11 protein-coding genes and 3 pseudogenes are annotated in these 14,023 nt (G+C 67.4%); 4 read left to right on the forward strand and 10 right to left on the reverse strand.

The features are described 5' to 3' along the window. Window positions 1-106: 106 nt before the first annotated feature. Window positions 107-979: a dioxygenase family protein gene (locus tag DFR74_RS05025; protein ID WP_067510280.1), complete on the forward strand. Its 873-nt coding sequence runs from the start codon at window positions 107-109 to the stop codon at window positions 977-979. Between the two features lie 199 nt (window positions 980-1,178). On the opposite strand, the gene nrdF is transcribed toward DFR74_RS05025, so the two are convergent. Next, window positions 1,179-2,141 (reverse strand): class 1b ribonucleoside-diphosphate reductase subunit beta, encoded by a 963-nt coding sequence (gene nrdF / locus DFR74_RS05030; protein WP_067510278.1) that lies wholly within the window; start codon window positions 2,139-2,141, stop codon window positions 1,179-1,181. A gap of 347 nt (window positions 2,142-2,488) precedes the next feature. Between nrdF and DFR74_RS05035 the strand changes: the two genes are divergently transcribed. Beyond that, complete coding sequence (locus DFR74_RS05035; RefSeq protein WP_067510276.1) at window positions 2,489-3,466, forward strand: hypothetical protein; 978 nt, start codon at window positions 2,489-2,491, stop codon at window positions 3,464-3,466. Window positions 3,467-3,494: 28 nt separating this feature from the next. On the opposite strand, the gene mgtE is transcribed toward DFR74_RS05035, so the two are convergent. Together mgtE and DFR74_RS05045 are read right to left on the reverse strand one after the other, a co-directional pair. Beyond that, entirely contained in the window at window positions 3,495-4,859 is a 1,365-nt protein-coding gene (mgtE, locus tag DFR74_RS05040; RefSeq protein WP_067510274.1) for a magnesium transporter, read from the reverse strand. Window positions 4,860-5,216: 357 nt separating this feature from the next. Further along, entirely contained in the window at window positions 5,217-5,717 is a 501-nt protein-coding gene (locus DFR74_RS05045) for a hypothetical protein (protein WP_067510457.1), read from the reverse strand. 185 nt (window positions 5,718-5,902) lie between these two features. Between DFR74_RS05045 and DFR74_RS05050 the strand changes: the two genes are divergently transcribed. Beyond that, on the forward strand, window positions 5,903-6,895 hold the full coding sequence (locus DFR74_RS05050) for an LLM class F420-dependent oxidoreductase (protein ID WP_067510272.1): 993 nt from the start codon (window positions 5,903-5,905) through the stop codon (window positions 6,893-6,895). A gap of 43 nt (window positions 6,896-6,938) precedes the next feature. Here DFR74_RS05050 and DFR74_RS05055 read toward each other — a convergent pair whose 3' ends face one another. Then, window positions 6,939-8,339 (reverse strand): DUF2252 domain-containing protein, encoded by a 1,401-nt coding sequence (locus DFR74_RS05055; protein ID WP_084537771.1) that lies wholly within the window; start codon window positions 8,337-8,339, stop codon window positions 6,939-6,941. Window positions 8,340-8,485: 146 nt separating this feature from the next. Here DFR74_RS05055 and DFR74_RS05060 point away from each other — a divergent pair, with 146 nt between their 5' ends. Continuing rightward, complete coding sequence (locus tag DFR74_RS05060) at window positions 8,486-8,839, forward strand: DUF6086 family protein (RefSeq protein WP_067510453.1); 354 nt, start codon at window positions 8,486-8,488, stop codon at window positions 8,837-8,839. Between the two features lie 53 nt (window positions 8,840-8,892). On the opposite strand, the pseudogene nrdE reads toward DFR74_RS05060, so the two are convergent. The 6 genes and pseudogenes from nrdE to DFR74_RS05080 form a co-directional block, all read right to left on the reverse strand. After that, window positions 8,893-10,587 (reverse strand): annotated as a pseudogene (gene nrdE, locus DFR74_RS37765) (class 1b ribonucleoside-diphosphate reductase subunit alpha); the annotation flags it as partial. A gap of 198 nt (window positions 10,588-10,785) precedes the next feature. Next, window positions 10,786-11,739, reverse strand: a pseudogene (locus DFR74_RS37770) (LAGLIDADG family homing endonuclease); the annotation flags it as partial. Next, window positions 11,728-12,201: pseudogene (locus tag DFR74_RS37775) on the reverse strand (ribonucleotide reductase N-terminal alpha domain-containing protein); the annotation flags it as partial. The pseudogenes DFR74_RS37775 and DFR74_RS37770, both read right to left, overlap by 12 nt. A 62-nt stretch (window positions 12,202-12,263) precedes the next feature. Further along, a complete protein-coding gene (nrdI, locus tag DFR74_RS05070; protein WP_067510270.1) occupies window positions 12,264-12,725 on the reverse strand; it encodes a class Ib ribonucleoside-diphosphate reductase assembly flavoprotein NrdI in 462 nt (153 codons plus the stop codon). Window positions 12,726-12,772: 47 nt separating this feature from the next. Continuing rightward, window positions 12,773-13,006 carry a glutaredoxin-like protein NrdH gene (nrdH, locus tag DFR74_RS05075; protein WP_067510268.1) on the reverse strand — a complete coding sequence of 78 codons (234 nt, stop codon included), beginning with the start codon at window positions 13,004-13,006 and terminating at the stop codon, window positions 12,773-12,775. Between the two features lie 435 nt (window positions 13,007-13,441). Further along, window positions 13,442-14,008, reverse strand: coding sequence for an NAD(P)H-dependent oxidoreductase (locus tag DFR74_RS05080; RefSeq protein ID WP_067510266.1), 567 nt, complete (start codon window positions 14,006-14,008; stop codon window positions 13,442-13,444). Window positions 14,009-14,023 lie beyond the last annotated feature (15 nt).

Below are 14,023 nucleotides of genomic sequence, written 5' to 3' on the forward strand. Positions count from 1 at the left end.
CGACCACCCGCATCGCCTCACAGCGAACTCCCAGCGATTGCCCAGGGTGGGCGGAGTGGGCGCGCCTACCTTCGGCCAGGACACGGAACCGCAAGGAGGACGCAGGATGGCCGAGGAACGGGACGAACACGATCTGGGGTTGGCGCACGACCTGAGGGTGATGTCGCGCAGGCGGGCGCTGTTCTTCCTCGGGGCCGCCGGGGCGGCGACGGCCGTCGCGGGGTGCGCGGCAACCGATGGTGGTGGCGCGACGACGACCACCGCGACCACCTCGGAGCTGCCCGAGGCCGCGCCGCAGGAGACCGCCGGTCCCTACCCCGGCGACGGGTCGAACGGACCCAACGTGCTGATCGAGTCGGGCGTGGTGCGCTCCGACATCACGAGCAGCTTCGGCGCGTATTCCGGAGTGGCGCAAGGTGTTCCGATGACGCTGGAACTCTCGCTGCACGATCTGGCCGCCGGTGCGGTCGGCGCGGGCATGGCGGTCTACGTGTGGCATTGCGACCGCGAGGGCAACTACTCCCTCTACAGCCCCGGCGTCACCGAACAGAACTACCTGCGCGGGGTGCAGGTGGCGGACTCCGCCGGCAAGGTCACCTTCACCTCGATCTTCCCCGCCTGCTATACGGGACGCTGGCCGCACATCCACTTCGAGGTCTACGACTCCCTGGAAACCGCCGTCGCCGGCAGCAACGCCCGGCTGACCTCGCAGATCGCCCTGCCCGAGGAGGTCTGCACCGAGGTGTTCGCCTACGACTCCGGCTACTCCGCCAGCGTGCGCAATCTGTCCGGCGTCACGCTCGCCTCGGACAACGTCTTCGGCGACGGGTGGGACGCCGAGATGGCGACCGTCGCCGGGACGCCGGCCACCGGCCTCGCGGTCTCGCTCACAATCGGCGTCGCGGCCAAGTCAGAGAACGTCGAATCCGGAACAGGACCGGGCGGCGGCGGGCCGGGCGGTCCCCCGCCGGGACGCTGAGTGAGGATGATCCCGTTGCGGGGCAGGAACTTTCCCAGCGACGGCACCGTCCGAGCCACCGTCGCACACGAGACGATCCCTGCCCCCGACGCCACGCGCGAACGAAATACCCTGCGGGACAGTCGAACCCGCCCACTCCGGCACGGGAACGAAAAACGGCGGCGGGCAAGGCAACCCGCCGCCGTTCAACGGACGGAACTCAGAACTCCCAGTCCTCGTCCTCGGTGTTGACGGCCTTGCCGATCACGTACGACGACCCGGAGCCGGAGAAGAAGTCGTGGTTCTCGTCGGCGTTGGGCGACAGCGCCGAGAGGATGGCCGGATTGACGTCGGTCTCGTCCTTCGGGAACAGGCCCTCGTAGCCGAGGTTCATCAGCGCCTTGTTCGCGTTGTAGCGCAGGAACTTCTTGACGTCCTCGGTGAGGCCGACCTCGTCGTAGAGGTCCTGGGTGTACTCCACCTCGTTGTCGTACAGCTCGAACAGCAGCTCGAAGGTGTAGTTCTTCAGCTCGTCGCGCTCGGCCTCGGAGACCAGCTCCAGGCCCTTCTGGTACTTGTAGCCGATGTAATAGCCGTGCACCGCCTCGTCGCGGATGATCAGGCGGATCATATCGGCGGTGTTGGTGAGCTTGGCCCGCGAGGACCAGTGCATCGGTAGGTAGAAGCCGGAGTAGAACAGGAAGCTCTCCAGCAGCGTGGACGCCACCTTGCGCTTGAGCGGATCGTCACCGTTGTAGTAGGCCAGCACGATCTCGGCCTTGCGCTGCAGGTTGCGGTTCTCCTCCGACCAGCGGAACGCCTCGTCGATCTCGCGGGTGGAGCACAGCGTGGAGAAGATCGAGCTGTAGCTCTTCGCGTGCACCGACTCCATGAAGGCGATATTGGTGAGCACCGCCTCCTCGTGCGGGGTGAGCGCGTCGGGGATCAGGCTCACCGCGCCGACCGTGCCCTGGATGGTGTCCAGCAGCGTCAGGCCGGTGAAGACCCGCATGGTGAGCTGCTTCTCCTCGGCGGTGAGGGTGTTCCACGAGGGGATGTCGTTGGACACCGGCACCTTCTCCGGCAGCCAGAAGTTGCCGGTCAGCCGGTCCCAGACCTCGGCATCCTTCTCGTCGGGCACCCGATTCCAGTTGATGGCCGACACCCGATCGATCAGTTTCATCCTGCCTCCACACCCTTTCGGCGAGCACACGTCCGCACGGAAGTTTCTTCCCCTCGAACACTACTCCTTGTGGGTAAAAACTCCATGCAGCACAACACCTTGTGTCGCGACACTGCGGAATGCCGACCCCTCGATCCGTGGGGAACCCGCCGCGCGCGGCACCCATTGTGCGCGACGCGGCGCCGGGGCGATGCAGCGGTCCCCCGACTCCGCGGCGCGTGTCGCCCAGGGTTAGCTGGGCGCGCCCTGTTGTCCCAGCCCGCGCCCGTGCGGCAGACTCGGCGCGGCGATCGGGTTCCGGTCGCCGCGCCCGAGCCGGGCGCCCGGACCGAAGAAGGGGGACTCCCGTGCGCCGAACCCTGCTCGCGGCCGCCGCCGTGGCACTCGCCGTCAGTGGTTGTCAGAGTGATCCGGCCGAGGAGGCCGCGCCGACCGGTGGATTCTGGGGCACGGCACCGGCGAATGAGGAGCAGCGTCTCGAGGTGCTCGAGCGCGCCCGCCTGATCGATCCGTGCGCGCTGCTGACCCGGGACCGGCTCGGCGAACTCGGCGAGGTGCGCGAGGTTACCCAGAACGACATCTCCGCCTGCCAGGCCTCGGTCGGCCCGGAGTCGCTGGACGAGCGCATCGAGCTGAGCTGGTCGGTGGAGGTGCCCGGCACCGCGTCGGAGCGAGCCGAGGAGGGTGAGGTCATCCAGGTCGGCGATGCTTCGGTGCGCCTGCTCAGCGACGCCGACGCTCTCGGCGAGGAGTCCGTCGCCTCGATGACCCGGCTCGGCTGCCATGCGGCGGCGGAACTCCCTTCCGGCGCGGAATTCGTACTCGACATCCGCATTTCGCGCGACCAGGACGCCTGCGCGGTCGCGACCGAACTGACCGAGTCGGCACTGACGGAGTGGTGGCAGGACCCCCGACCGGGCACCTCACCCGACGGCGCGCGCACCGTGCTGACCGGCGCCGATCCGTGCGCCGTCACCGGGAAACTCGGCGTCACCGTCCCGGCCGATGAGCAGACGCTGAGCGTGTGCCGTTTCGTCTACCGGGACAGCGAGGTGATCGTCACCTACGAGTACGAGGAAGAATCGCTCGCCACCGGCGACGAGGCCGCGTTCACCGTGGGTGAGCGCCCGGTGTACGCGCTCGGCCCGAGCGGCGGCGGGGAGTTCGGGAACATCCGCTCCTACAGCGCCGTCGTGGGCCCCGCACTCTACCCCGGCGTCGACCCGGGCACGTTCAGCAGTCCGACCGTGCCCTCGGTCCGCGCGACGGGCACCGAGGGCGTGGTCGAGGACGTGCTGCGCGAGCTGCTGCCGACCATCTCGTAAGCCGTTCTCGCGCAGCGTCTTTCGCCGCTCAGATGCCCAGCACCAGCTTGGCGGTGGTGAAGTAGATGACGAGGCCGGTGGCGTCCACCAGGGTGGTCACCATCGGCGCCGACACCACGGCGGGGTCGATGCGCAGCTTCTTCGCCAGCAGCGGCATGGTGCCGCCGATGGTGGCGGCCCACCCGCAGATCAACACCAGGGTGACCGCGACGACCACCGCGATGCGCGGGCCGACGAACACCGCAGCGATCGCCAAACCCGCTGCGGCCAAGAGGCTTCCGAGCACGAGGCCGACTCGGCACTCGCGCCAGATGACCTTGAACAGGTCGGAGCCGCGCACCTCGCCGACCGCCAGCGCGCGCACGCACGCGGTGGCGGCCTGCGCGCCCGCGTTGCCGCCCGCGCCGATCAGCAGTGGGATGAACAGCGCCAGCTGCGCGACCTGCTCGAGGGTGCCCTCGAAGAATCCGGTCACGCTCACGGTGAGCGTCGCCGCGAACAGCAGCAGCATCAGCCACAGCGCCCGGTAGCGGGCCAGCTGGAACACCCCGGCCGCCATGTAGTGGCCCTCCCACGGCGCGGAACCGGCCTGGCGGGCGACGTCCTCGCTGTCGGCGGCCTCGATCACCTCGACCGCGTCGTCGATGGTGAGCAGACCGACCAGGCGGTCCTCGCTGTCCACGACGGGCAGGTTGATGTCGTTGGTCTCGCGCATCAGCCGGGCCGCCTTCTCGGCGGCGTCGGTGGCGCGCGCGAACGCGGGTTCGGTGACGACCAGCTCCGAGACCATGGTCTCGGGTTCGGCCAGCACGAGTTCACGCAGCTCGACGATGCCGGTGAGCCTGCGGCCCGAATCCACCACGGGCAGCGTGTAGACGGTCTCGGCCGCGCTGCCCTTCGCGCGGACCATCGCCAGGGCCTGCGCGACCGTGAGGTTCCGGGGCAGCGCGACCACTTCGGGCGTCATGTACTGGCCCGCCGACCCCTCGGGGTAGCCGAGCAGGCTGGCGGTCATGCGCCGCTCGCGCGGGCTCAGGCCGGCGAGCACTTTCTTGGCGACCTTGGCCGGGGCCTCGCGGAGCATGCGGGCGCGATCGTCGGGGGCCATGCCCTCGACCAGGTCGCGGAAGCTCTGGTCGCGCAGGCCCTGCAGGATCTGCTGCTGGTCGACCGGTTCGAGTTCCTCGAAGACGGCCAGCGCGCGGTCCTTGTCGAGCAGGCGGAAGGCGACGCCGGCCTGCACCGCGTCCATGCGGGCCAGTTGGTCGGCGATGACGTGCGGCGGCTGGTCGCCGAGCCAGTCCAGCGCGGCCGCCATCCGGTGTTCGGCGACGAGGTCGGTGAGGGTTTCAGGGGTCGTCGGACGTGCTTCGATCAGGTCGATCTGCGACATGGGAGGTCCTCAGCACAGCGTGGGGTGTAAGAGAGCACGGGTACACCGCGCGGGCGCCCACCCTGGACGCAGACCTACCGGGTATGCGAAGGGGCGGCGCCGCGCGGCCTTCGACTGGGAGGTTCACTGCGCATGACATCCACCTCCCGCTCGTCACCGGCCCGACCCGACTGGTCGCGGCCTCGCCAAAGGATTTCCACAGTGATCGGACACGAATGCGTCCCCGTCGCAGGATACACGCCCCCGCGGAAATGATCACATCGGTTGGCGTGTCGCCTGGTGCGTGGTCCGATTCGCCGGGATCGGTGTCACCGCAACGGATTCCGCTTCGCCCGCGTGATCCGTCACGCACCGGCGCTATCGGGTGACCGAGGCCACCACGGCCGTCTCCACGGCGGGCCACGTCGCCACGTGCTCGACCCAGTCCGGCGCCGGTTCGGGCTGGACGCCGAACAGATACAGGTGCGGCACCAGCCCGCGCAAGGCGCGATGCACGTCCAGCCGGTCGTCGATCATGTGGGTGATGCCGAGTTCGGCGCAGTGCGCCGCCTTCTCGTGGCGACGCAGGCAGAACCGCACGTTCTCGCGCGGAATGCCGGTGCGCCCGTGGAAATCGTGGTGCTCGAGCCACTGCCGGGTGCGCTCCTGCACCCGCGGACCGCATTTGGAGATCACCCACGCCCGCCCCGCGAACAGCGGCACCAGCCTGGCGATCACTTCGAAAGCGTTGGGGCTGGCCGGAGTTCGCATCGCCTCCGCGAACCCACCCGACAGGAACACCGTGTCGGCTTCCCCCGAAGCCAACGTCGCCCCCTGAATCACCCGCCCGAAATCCACTCCGAGCCCAACTCTGTTCATCTCATTCATCTCCGGCCAGCATGACCCACCCACCCCACCCCGGTCGACCCATTTTCGGCAGTCCCGCAGTGGCCCGGAGTTCGGCGCGGCGCGCGTTAAATGGTTGATCGTGGGGGGTGGGGCGGTGAGAGTGGGTGGGGGCGGCGGGTCGTCGTCTGTCGAGTCATGCCCGGAAGGAGAGCGCGGTGCGCTTCGGATTGTTCGTTCCGCAAGGGTGGCGGTTGGATCTGGTGGGGATCGAGCCCGCCGCGCAGTGGGAGGTGATGCGGGGGCTGGCGCAGCGGGCCGACGCGCGTCCGGAGTGGGAGTCGATCTGGGTGTACGACCATTTCCACACCGTGCCGGTGCCGACCGAGGAGGCGACGCACGAGGCGTGGACGCTGATCTCGGCGTTCGGCGCGGTCACCTCGCGGGTGCGGCTCGGCCAGATGTGTACCGCGATCAGCTACCGCAACCCCGTGTACCTGGCGAAGGTGGCGGCGACCGCCGACATCATCTCCGGCGGACGCGTCGAGATGGGCATCGGCGCGGGGTGGTACGAACACGAGTGGCGCGCTTACGGTTACGGCTTCCCGCCGGCCGGTGAGCGCCTGCGCCGCCTCGACGAGGGCGTGCAGATCTTCCGGCAGGCGTGGACCACCGGCGTCGCGACCCTGGACGGCGAGGACTATCAGGTGGACGGCGCGATCGTGCGCCCGCTGCCCTTGCAGGAGGGCGGCATCCCGCTGTGGATCGCGGGCGGCGGAGAGAAGAAGACGCTGCGCATCGCCGCGAAGTACGCGAACTACACCAACTTCAGCGGCGTGATCGAGGAGTTCACCCGCAAGTCCGACATCCTGCGCGACCACTGCGCCGAGGTGGGCACCGATTTCGACGCGATCACGCGCACCGCCAACTTCAACGTCGCGATCGGCGCCACCGAAGCCGAGGTCCAGCAGCGCCTCGACGACCTGCGCGCCCGCCTGGCCCCGTTCGTCGGCGAGGAGGCCGCCGCCCTGCGCGTGCAGGAACAGTTCGGCACGTCCGCCACCGTCGGCACCCCGGAGCAGATCGTGGAGAAGCTGGGCAAGGTCGGCGACCTCGGCCTCGCCTACGCCATCCTCAACTTCCCCGAGTCGGCGTACGACACCTCCGGTATCGAACTCTTCGAACGCGAAGTGATCCCGGCCCTGCGCTGAGTGGGTGCGCCGGTATCGGTGTTCGCGACGGAACCGAACTCCCTCAGGCCCATCCAGATTCATACGCATCCACCCGTCCGTCGGCGATGGCGGTGACGAGTTGGGTGTGGTCGCGTTCGGTTTGGTCTGCGTAGGCGTTGGCGAAATTCACCAGGGTGGTGTCGGTGCGGGGGGAGGTGCCGAGGTAGTCGGCGATGCGGGAGGCGTCGCCGGAGCGGGCGTGGGCGCGGGCCAGGACTCTGGCGCAGGCGCGGGCGAAGTGTTCGAGCTGGGGCGCCACCATGGGGCCGTCGGCGGTGATCTTCATATCGCGGAACTGGCGGACGTAGAAGTCCATGTCGGCGACGCGTGTCCAGCCGAGGAACTGGTCGGTGGTGGCCTGGAGCATGCGCTGGCCGTGCGCGACGCGGGAGCCGTGGTTGTCGTAGCGGCTCGGCGCGAGGAAGTTCTCGTACACCGAGGGGCCCGCCTGTTTGACCTGCACGAAGAACGGGTCGCCGGTGCGGCGTTCCTCCAGCAGCGCCAGCAGCACCCGCATGCCGACGCTGCCCACGCCGACCACCTGCCGCACCACGTCGATCACGCGGTAGCGGGTGAGCAGCGACCAGATGTGGTCGGGCACGGATTCGGCGTACCCGTGCACGATGGCGGCGGCCAGCCTGCGGTGGTCGTCGCCGACCTCGATGCGGAACGGCGGCTGCTGGGTGATGCGCCGCCGTCCGTCGCGGATCTCGGTGAGCTTCTCGAACGCGCCGCGGCTGGTGCGTTTGCGCACCTTGCGCTCGATCTGCTGGGTCGCCATCTTCCGCGCCCGCGGCCCGAAGTAGCCGAGGAAGTCCTGCACGTCGACCCGCTCGTACCAGATGTCGATCTCGGGCGTGCCCGCGTACTCGGCCATGGCCTCCCGGTAGCCGGCCGAGGTGGCCGCGACCGCCGCGTCGGCCCGCTCGGGCGACACCCCGTTCTCCCGGGCGAGCACCACCAGCGAGGCCCCCAAGCGCAGCAGGTCCCATTCGAACGGGCCGGGCAGCGTCTCGTCGAAGTCGCGCAGGTCGAAGACGAGGTTGCGTTCGGGACTGGCCCACATGCCGAAGTTGAGCACGTGCGCGTCCCCGCACAGCTGCACCTCGATCCCGGTGTGCGGACGCGAGGCCAGATCGGCGGCCATCACCGCGGCCGCCCCGCGATAGTAGGTCCACGGCGAGGCCGCCATCCGCGCCATCCGGATCGGCACCAGATCCGTTGCGCGCATGGCGTTCTGGGCGAGAATGGTCTCCAGGGCGTCGTGTCCGCGCCGGTCCGGGTCCCAGTCCCCCAGCGCCGAGCGCGACACGATCTTGCGCGCCCCCCGCCCCCGCGCGCCCCGCTCGGGCCGCTCGATCCCCGCCCGCGGTGACAGTGGAGGGTCGAGTTCTTCCGGCTCGACGGTGGCAGCGAGGGTCATCCCGCCTCCTGGACTCGGTGCCGTCGAGCACGCTCCGGCACAACGGGTGTGCGAACTGCCCACAGCATAGGCCGCGAGCAACCCCGCAGCTGTCGAATTCACCACCGCGCCCGCCGAACCCGACCAGCGTGCGGCACAGTGACGAGATGAGCTACGTCTTCGACGTCGGCGGTGAGACCGTGTGGAGCCCCGCCCTGCGGGTCGGCGACCTGTATGTGCGCGCGGCCCTGAACATCGCGGACGTGCTGGGCGTGCCCAGCGGCCTGACCGCGGAGGCCGAGGACCTGTGGCAGATCGACATCGACGCGTTCGAGGGCCTGATCACGGCCGTGCGCGAGGTGTATTTCACGCGGCACCACGAGATCCAGCGAGCCCTGCTCGCCGGGGTGCTCGGGCCGGCGATCGTGATGCTCGACCGCGCCGGTCGCCCGATCGAGCCCCGTTCCACCGCCGAGCGGGATTTCGCGGCGTGGGCGCGCACGCTCTCGATGCCGCGCTAGAACGCCGAAAGGGGCGGCCTCCCAATGGAAGCCGCCCCGAACTCCGACGATGCTCAGAGCATGCAGCTCACGCAGCCCTCGACTTCGGTCCCTTCCAGCGCCATCTGGCGCAGGCGGATGTAGTAGAGGGTCTTGATGCCCTTGCGCCAGGCGTAGATCTGGGCCTTGTTGAGGTCGCGGGTGGTGGCGGTGTCCTTGAAGAACAGCGTCAGCGACAGGCCCTGGTCCACGTGCTGGGTGGCCGCGGCGTAGGTGTCGATGATCTTCTCGTAGCCGATCTCGTAGGCGTCCTCGTAGTACTCGAGGTTGTCGTTGTCCATGTAGGGCGCCGGGTAGTAGACGCGGCCGATCTTGCCTTCCTTGCGGATCTCGATCTTCGACGCCACCGGGTGGATCGAGCTGGTGGAGTGGTTGATGTAGGAGATCGACCCGGTCGGCGGCACCGCCTGCAGGTTCTGGTTGTAGATGCCGTGCTCCATGACCGAGGCCTTCAGCTCGCGCCAGTCCTCCTGGGTGGGGATGTGCACGCCCGCGTCGGCGAACAGCTGCCGCACCCGGTCGGTCTTCGGCTCCCACACCTGGTCGGTGTACTTGTCGAAGTACTCACCGCTGGCGTACTTGGACTCCGGGAACCCGCCGAAATAGGTGCCGCGCTCCTTCGCGATCAGGTTCGAGGCCCGGATCGCGTGATAGACCACGGTGTAGAAGTAGATGTTGGTGAAGTCGATGCCCTCTTCGGACCCGTAGTGGATCCGTTCGCGCGCCAGGTACCCGTGCAGGTTCATCTGCCCCAGGCCGATGGCGTGCGAGGAGTTGTTGCCCTGCTCGATGGAGGGCACCGAGTAGATGTGGGTCTGATCCGACACCGCGGTCAGCGCGCGGATCGACACCTCGATGGTGCGCGCGAAATCGGGCGAGTCCATCGCCTTGGCGATATTGAGCGACCCGAGGTTGCACGAGATGTCCTTGCCCACCTTCGAGTAGGACAGGTCCTCGTTGAACTCCGAGGGCGTGGAGACCTGCAGGATCTCCGAGCACAGGTTGGAGTGGGTGATCTTGCCCGCGATCGGGTTGGACCGGTTCACCGTGTCCTCGAACATGATGTACGGGTAGCCCGATTCGAACTGCAGCTCGGCGATGGTCTGGAAGAACTCGCGCGCCTTGATCTTCGACTTGCGGATGCGCTTGTCGTCGACCATCTCGTAGTACTTCTCGGTGACGTCGACGTCGGCGAACGGCTTGCCGTAGATGCGCTCCACGTCGTAGGGCGAGAACAGGTACATGTCCTCGTTCTTCTTCGCCAGCTCGAAGGTGATGTCGGGGATCACCACGCCCAGCGAGAGCGTCTTGATGCGGATCTTCTCGTCCGCGTTCTCACGCTTGGTGTCGAGGAAGCGGTAGATGTCGGGGTGGTGCGCGTGCAGGTACACCGCACCCGCGCCCTGCCGCGCGCCCAGCTGGTTGGCGTAGGAGAACGAGTCCTCCAGCAGCTTCATGATCGGGATGACGCCCGAGGACTGATTCTCGATCTTCTTGATCGGCGCGCCGTGCTCGCGAATGTTGCTGAGCAGCAACGCGACACCGCCGCCGCGCTTGGACAGCTGCAGCGCCGAGTTGATGGAGCGCCCGATGGACTCCATATTGTCCTCGATGCGTAAAAGAAAGCAGTTGTGCACGACGGTGCCGCGGATCGTGTAGGTGTGGGTGCCCTCGACGTGGAGGTTGTACACCTTCTCCGGAATCTCGGTCGTGTGCTCGATTGAACGGATACCGTAGACGTGACGACCATGAACCACCTGGTAGGTCGTGCGCTTCACGCCCTTACGGCCGACGTAGTTGTGCAGATTCTTACCGATGTCGAAGATGAACTCTTCGTTCGTACCGGGAAGGCCGGGCACGAAGACCTGGCCGGTCACATTGCCCGCTTGGTTGATGTAGCCACGGACCACCGACACGATGCCGAGACGCCGCAGAATCAACTGGACCTGGTCGACAAGTGCGGGGTTGACCAGATCGAGCATCATCCCGCCCGAAGTACTGCACCCGTCGCCACGGAACAGCCCGGCCAGCAGGCCACGCTGAAAATCCTCGTCTGCGGTCAGCACGTCATGGGACAGCTGCTTGGCGTTGTAGCCGGTACCTGCCAGCGACAGCAACAGGGAAGCGACAACTTTGCTGTTGCACACCATCCTCGTGGAGTGGTCGGAATGATTGGTATGCAGGGAGAGATCGGTTCCGAACACCTGCTTGAACGCCATGCCCAGCTCGACGTGGTATTCGACCTCATGGGCACCCAGGGTGAAGTGAACGCCGTTGGGCTGCTCATCGTCACGGCCCGACCGCTTCGACACATGCCCCTCGGCCAGGTACCAGCCGAGAATCAGCCCCAGTTCGTAGGACTCTTCGACGTAGCGGTTCACCGCGACGAAACGTTGGCTGTGCCGGTCCCTACTGCGATGTTTGGCATCGGTGTTGACCTTGCGGATCAGCCCGTCGACCTCTTCATAGACACCCGAACCGGTGTGATCCATGAGATCGAACACGCGCCGTGCGCGATCGACGGTCGGTGCCGCCGTCACGATGAAGTCGGTCGGTCGCACGTCCCGCGCGGCCAACCACACGAACCCGTTGAACGGATCGGCGCCGTCACCGTCGATCAGAGTGCCGACCTCACGGGAGGTCCACACCAGGATCGGATGCTCGGGAGTGCACCGAATCGGCTCCTTGTGCCCGAAGTGCGAAATCGACACCAGCGCCTGATCGTTCGGGTTCTCCACCAGCGTCTCCACCACGCGGAAAGAGCCGTCGTGGGACAGCACACGATCGCCGGGTCGCAGGGTCTCGATGGCGCGGGGTCCGTCGATGGTGTCCACCGGTGTGCCCGCCGGGAAGCAGCTCACCGGTTCGCCGCGCTGCTTCTTGCCGGAGTTGAGGAAGGTGGGGGTGGCCGGTTGGAAGCGGCCGTCGATGATCTCCTCGACCAGCTTGCGGGCCAGGTCCTCGTCACCGTCGGCCAGGGTCAGCGCGACCATGCAGACCCGGTCCTCGAACCGCTCCAGGTAGCGCTTGCCGTCGAAGGTCTTGAGCGTGTACGAGGTGTAGTACTTGAACGCGCCGAGGAAGGTCGGGAACCGGAACTTCTTGGCGTAGGCCTGCTGGAACAGGCTCTTGATGAACTCGCGGCTGTACTTGTCGAGTACCTCGGTCTCGTAGTAGTTCTCCTCGACCAGGTAGTCCAGCTTCTCGTCCAGATTGTGGAAGAAGACGGTGTTCTGGTTGACGTGCTGGAGGAAGTACTGCCGGGCGGCCTCACGGTCCTTGTCGAACTGGATCCGGCCGTCCGGACCGTACAGGTTCAGCATCGCGTTGAGCGCGTGGTAGTCCAGGCCCTCGGTCGCGGCGTCGGTGCGCACCGGCGGCTGTTCTAGGCGGGCCGACTTTCCAGCGGGCGCTGTCGTTGCTGTTGCCAAAACAATCCCAATCCCTCTCGGACGCGCTCGACGTCCTGCGCGGTTCCCATGAGTTCGAAGCGGTACAGGTACGGCACCCCGCACTTGCGCGAGATCACCTTTCCCGCATAGCAATAGGTGTCGCCGAAGTTCGTGTTGCCCGCCGCGATCACGCCGCGCAGCAGGGCGCGGTTGTGCGGATCGTTGAGGAACTTGGCGACCTGTCTCGGCACGAAGTCCTTGTCGGATCTGTTCCCCCCCAGGACGTGCCGACCGCCCCCGTAGGTGGGGACGATCAGCACGTAGGGTTCGTCCACGCGCAGCGAATCGGCGGTGTGCAGCGGTATGCGAGTCGCCGGGAGGCCCAGCTTCTCGACGAAACGGTGCGTGTTCTCCGAGGCGCTGGAGAAATAGACCAGCGCGTTGTCCGCGGTCACGGCCTGCCCTCCTGCCTTCCCGGATGAACCGGACCGGTTGGTGTCGATCAGGCCGCCACGGTGGCGAGGGCCTTGATGCGGTCGGGGCGGAAGCCGGACCAGTGGTCCTCGCCCGCCACCACGACCGGCGCCTGCAGGTATCCCAGCGCCATGACGTAGTCACGCGCCTCGTCGTTCACGGAGATGTCGACGACCTCGTAGTCCACCCCGGCCTTGTCGAGCGCCTTGTAGGTGGCATTGCACTGAACGCAAGCGGGCTTGGTGTAAACGGTGATGGTCATTGGTGTCCCTCTCTCCTGATCCACAGCCGGTGATCCGTGTGCAGTGCGTGTTCCGACGTACGCTGCGCAAACTCCTGGATCAGGTCGAGAAACTCCTGCTCACGCCCCCTCGGGGTGGAGCCCAACGCGGTGTGTCTCGCGCCGTCTTCCAGTACCGAAGACACTACACCTAGTGGCCGACAGAAAGAAACGACACGACATGTTGCGAGTCGCAAAGATGTAATTTCACCGGCAGAAGTACCAGGACGCTCGATTCGCAACCCGACACGACAGTGCCCCAGATCACAGTTTTGTGTCGCAGCGTTTCTTCAGCAAACACTTCCGTCACACCCGCCACACCCGGCTCGAACACCCCGGACGACCCATCGCGGCACACCCGGCACACGCGAGCGCCCCCGCCTCGCGAACCGAGGCGGGGGCGCGGCGGAGACGAGATCAGGCGGAGACGCCGGCCCGCACCGCTTCGAGCAGCTCGTGCACGGAAGCGCCCAGCTGGGTCAGCGCCTCGGCGTCCTCGCGGGGGTGCGCCTCGCCGAAGCGCTGGCCGATGACGCCGAAGTGCGCGTGCGCGCCCTCCACCACGACACCGCCCGCGACGCCCACGGACTTGACCGCGTCACCGTGCGCCCACTGCGCGGCGTTCGGGCTGATCGACGCGCTCACGATGGCCACGGGCTTGCCCTTGATGACACCGGCGCCATAGGGGCGCGAGATCCAGTCGATGGCGTTCTTCAGCACGGCCGAGAGAGTGCCGTTGTACTCCGGGGTCATGACCAGCAGGGCGTCGGCCGCGCCGACGGCGGTGCGCAGCCGCTCGGCGGCCGCGGGCGCCGACTCGGGGGTGTCGATGTCCTCGTTGTAGAACGGGATGTCGCCGAGGCCTTCGTAGATGTCGATCTCGACGCCCTCCGGCGCCGTCTGCGCGGCGGCCTCGGCGAGCTGCCGGTTGATCGAGCCCGCGCGCAGGCTGCCGACGAGTGCGAGGATCCGGGTCTGGGCCATGAGATCTCCTGGTGT

The sequence above is a fragment of the Nocardia puris genome, from assembly GCF_003315035.1.
GTDB lineage: Bacteria > Actinomycetota > Actinomycetes > Mycobacteriales > Mycobacteriaceae > Nocardia > Nocardia puris.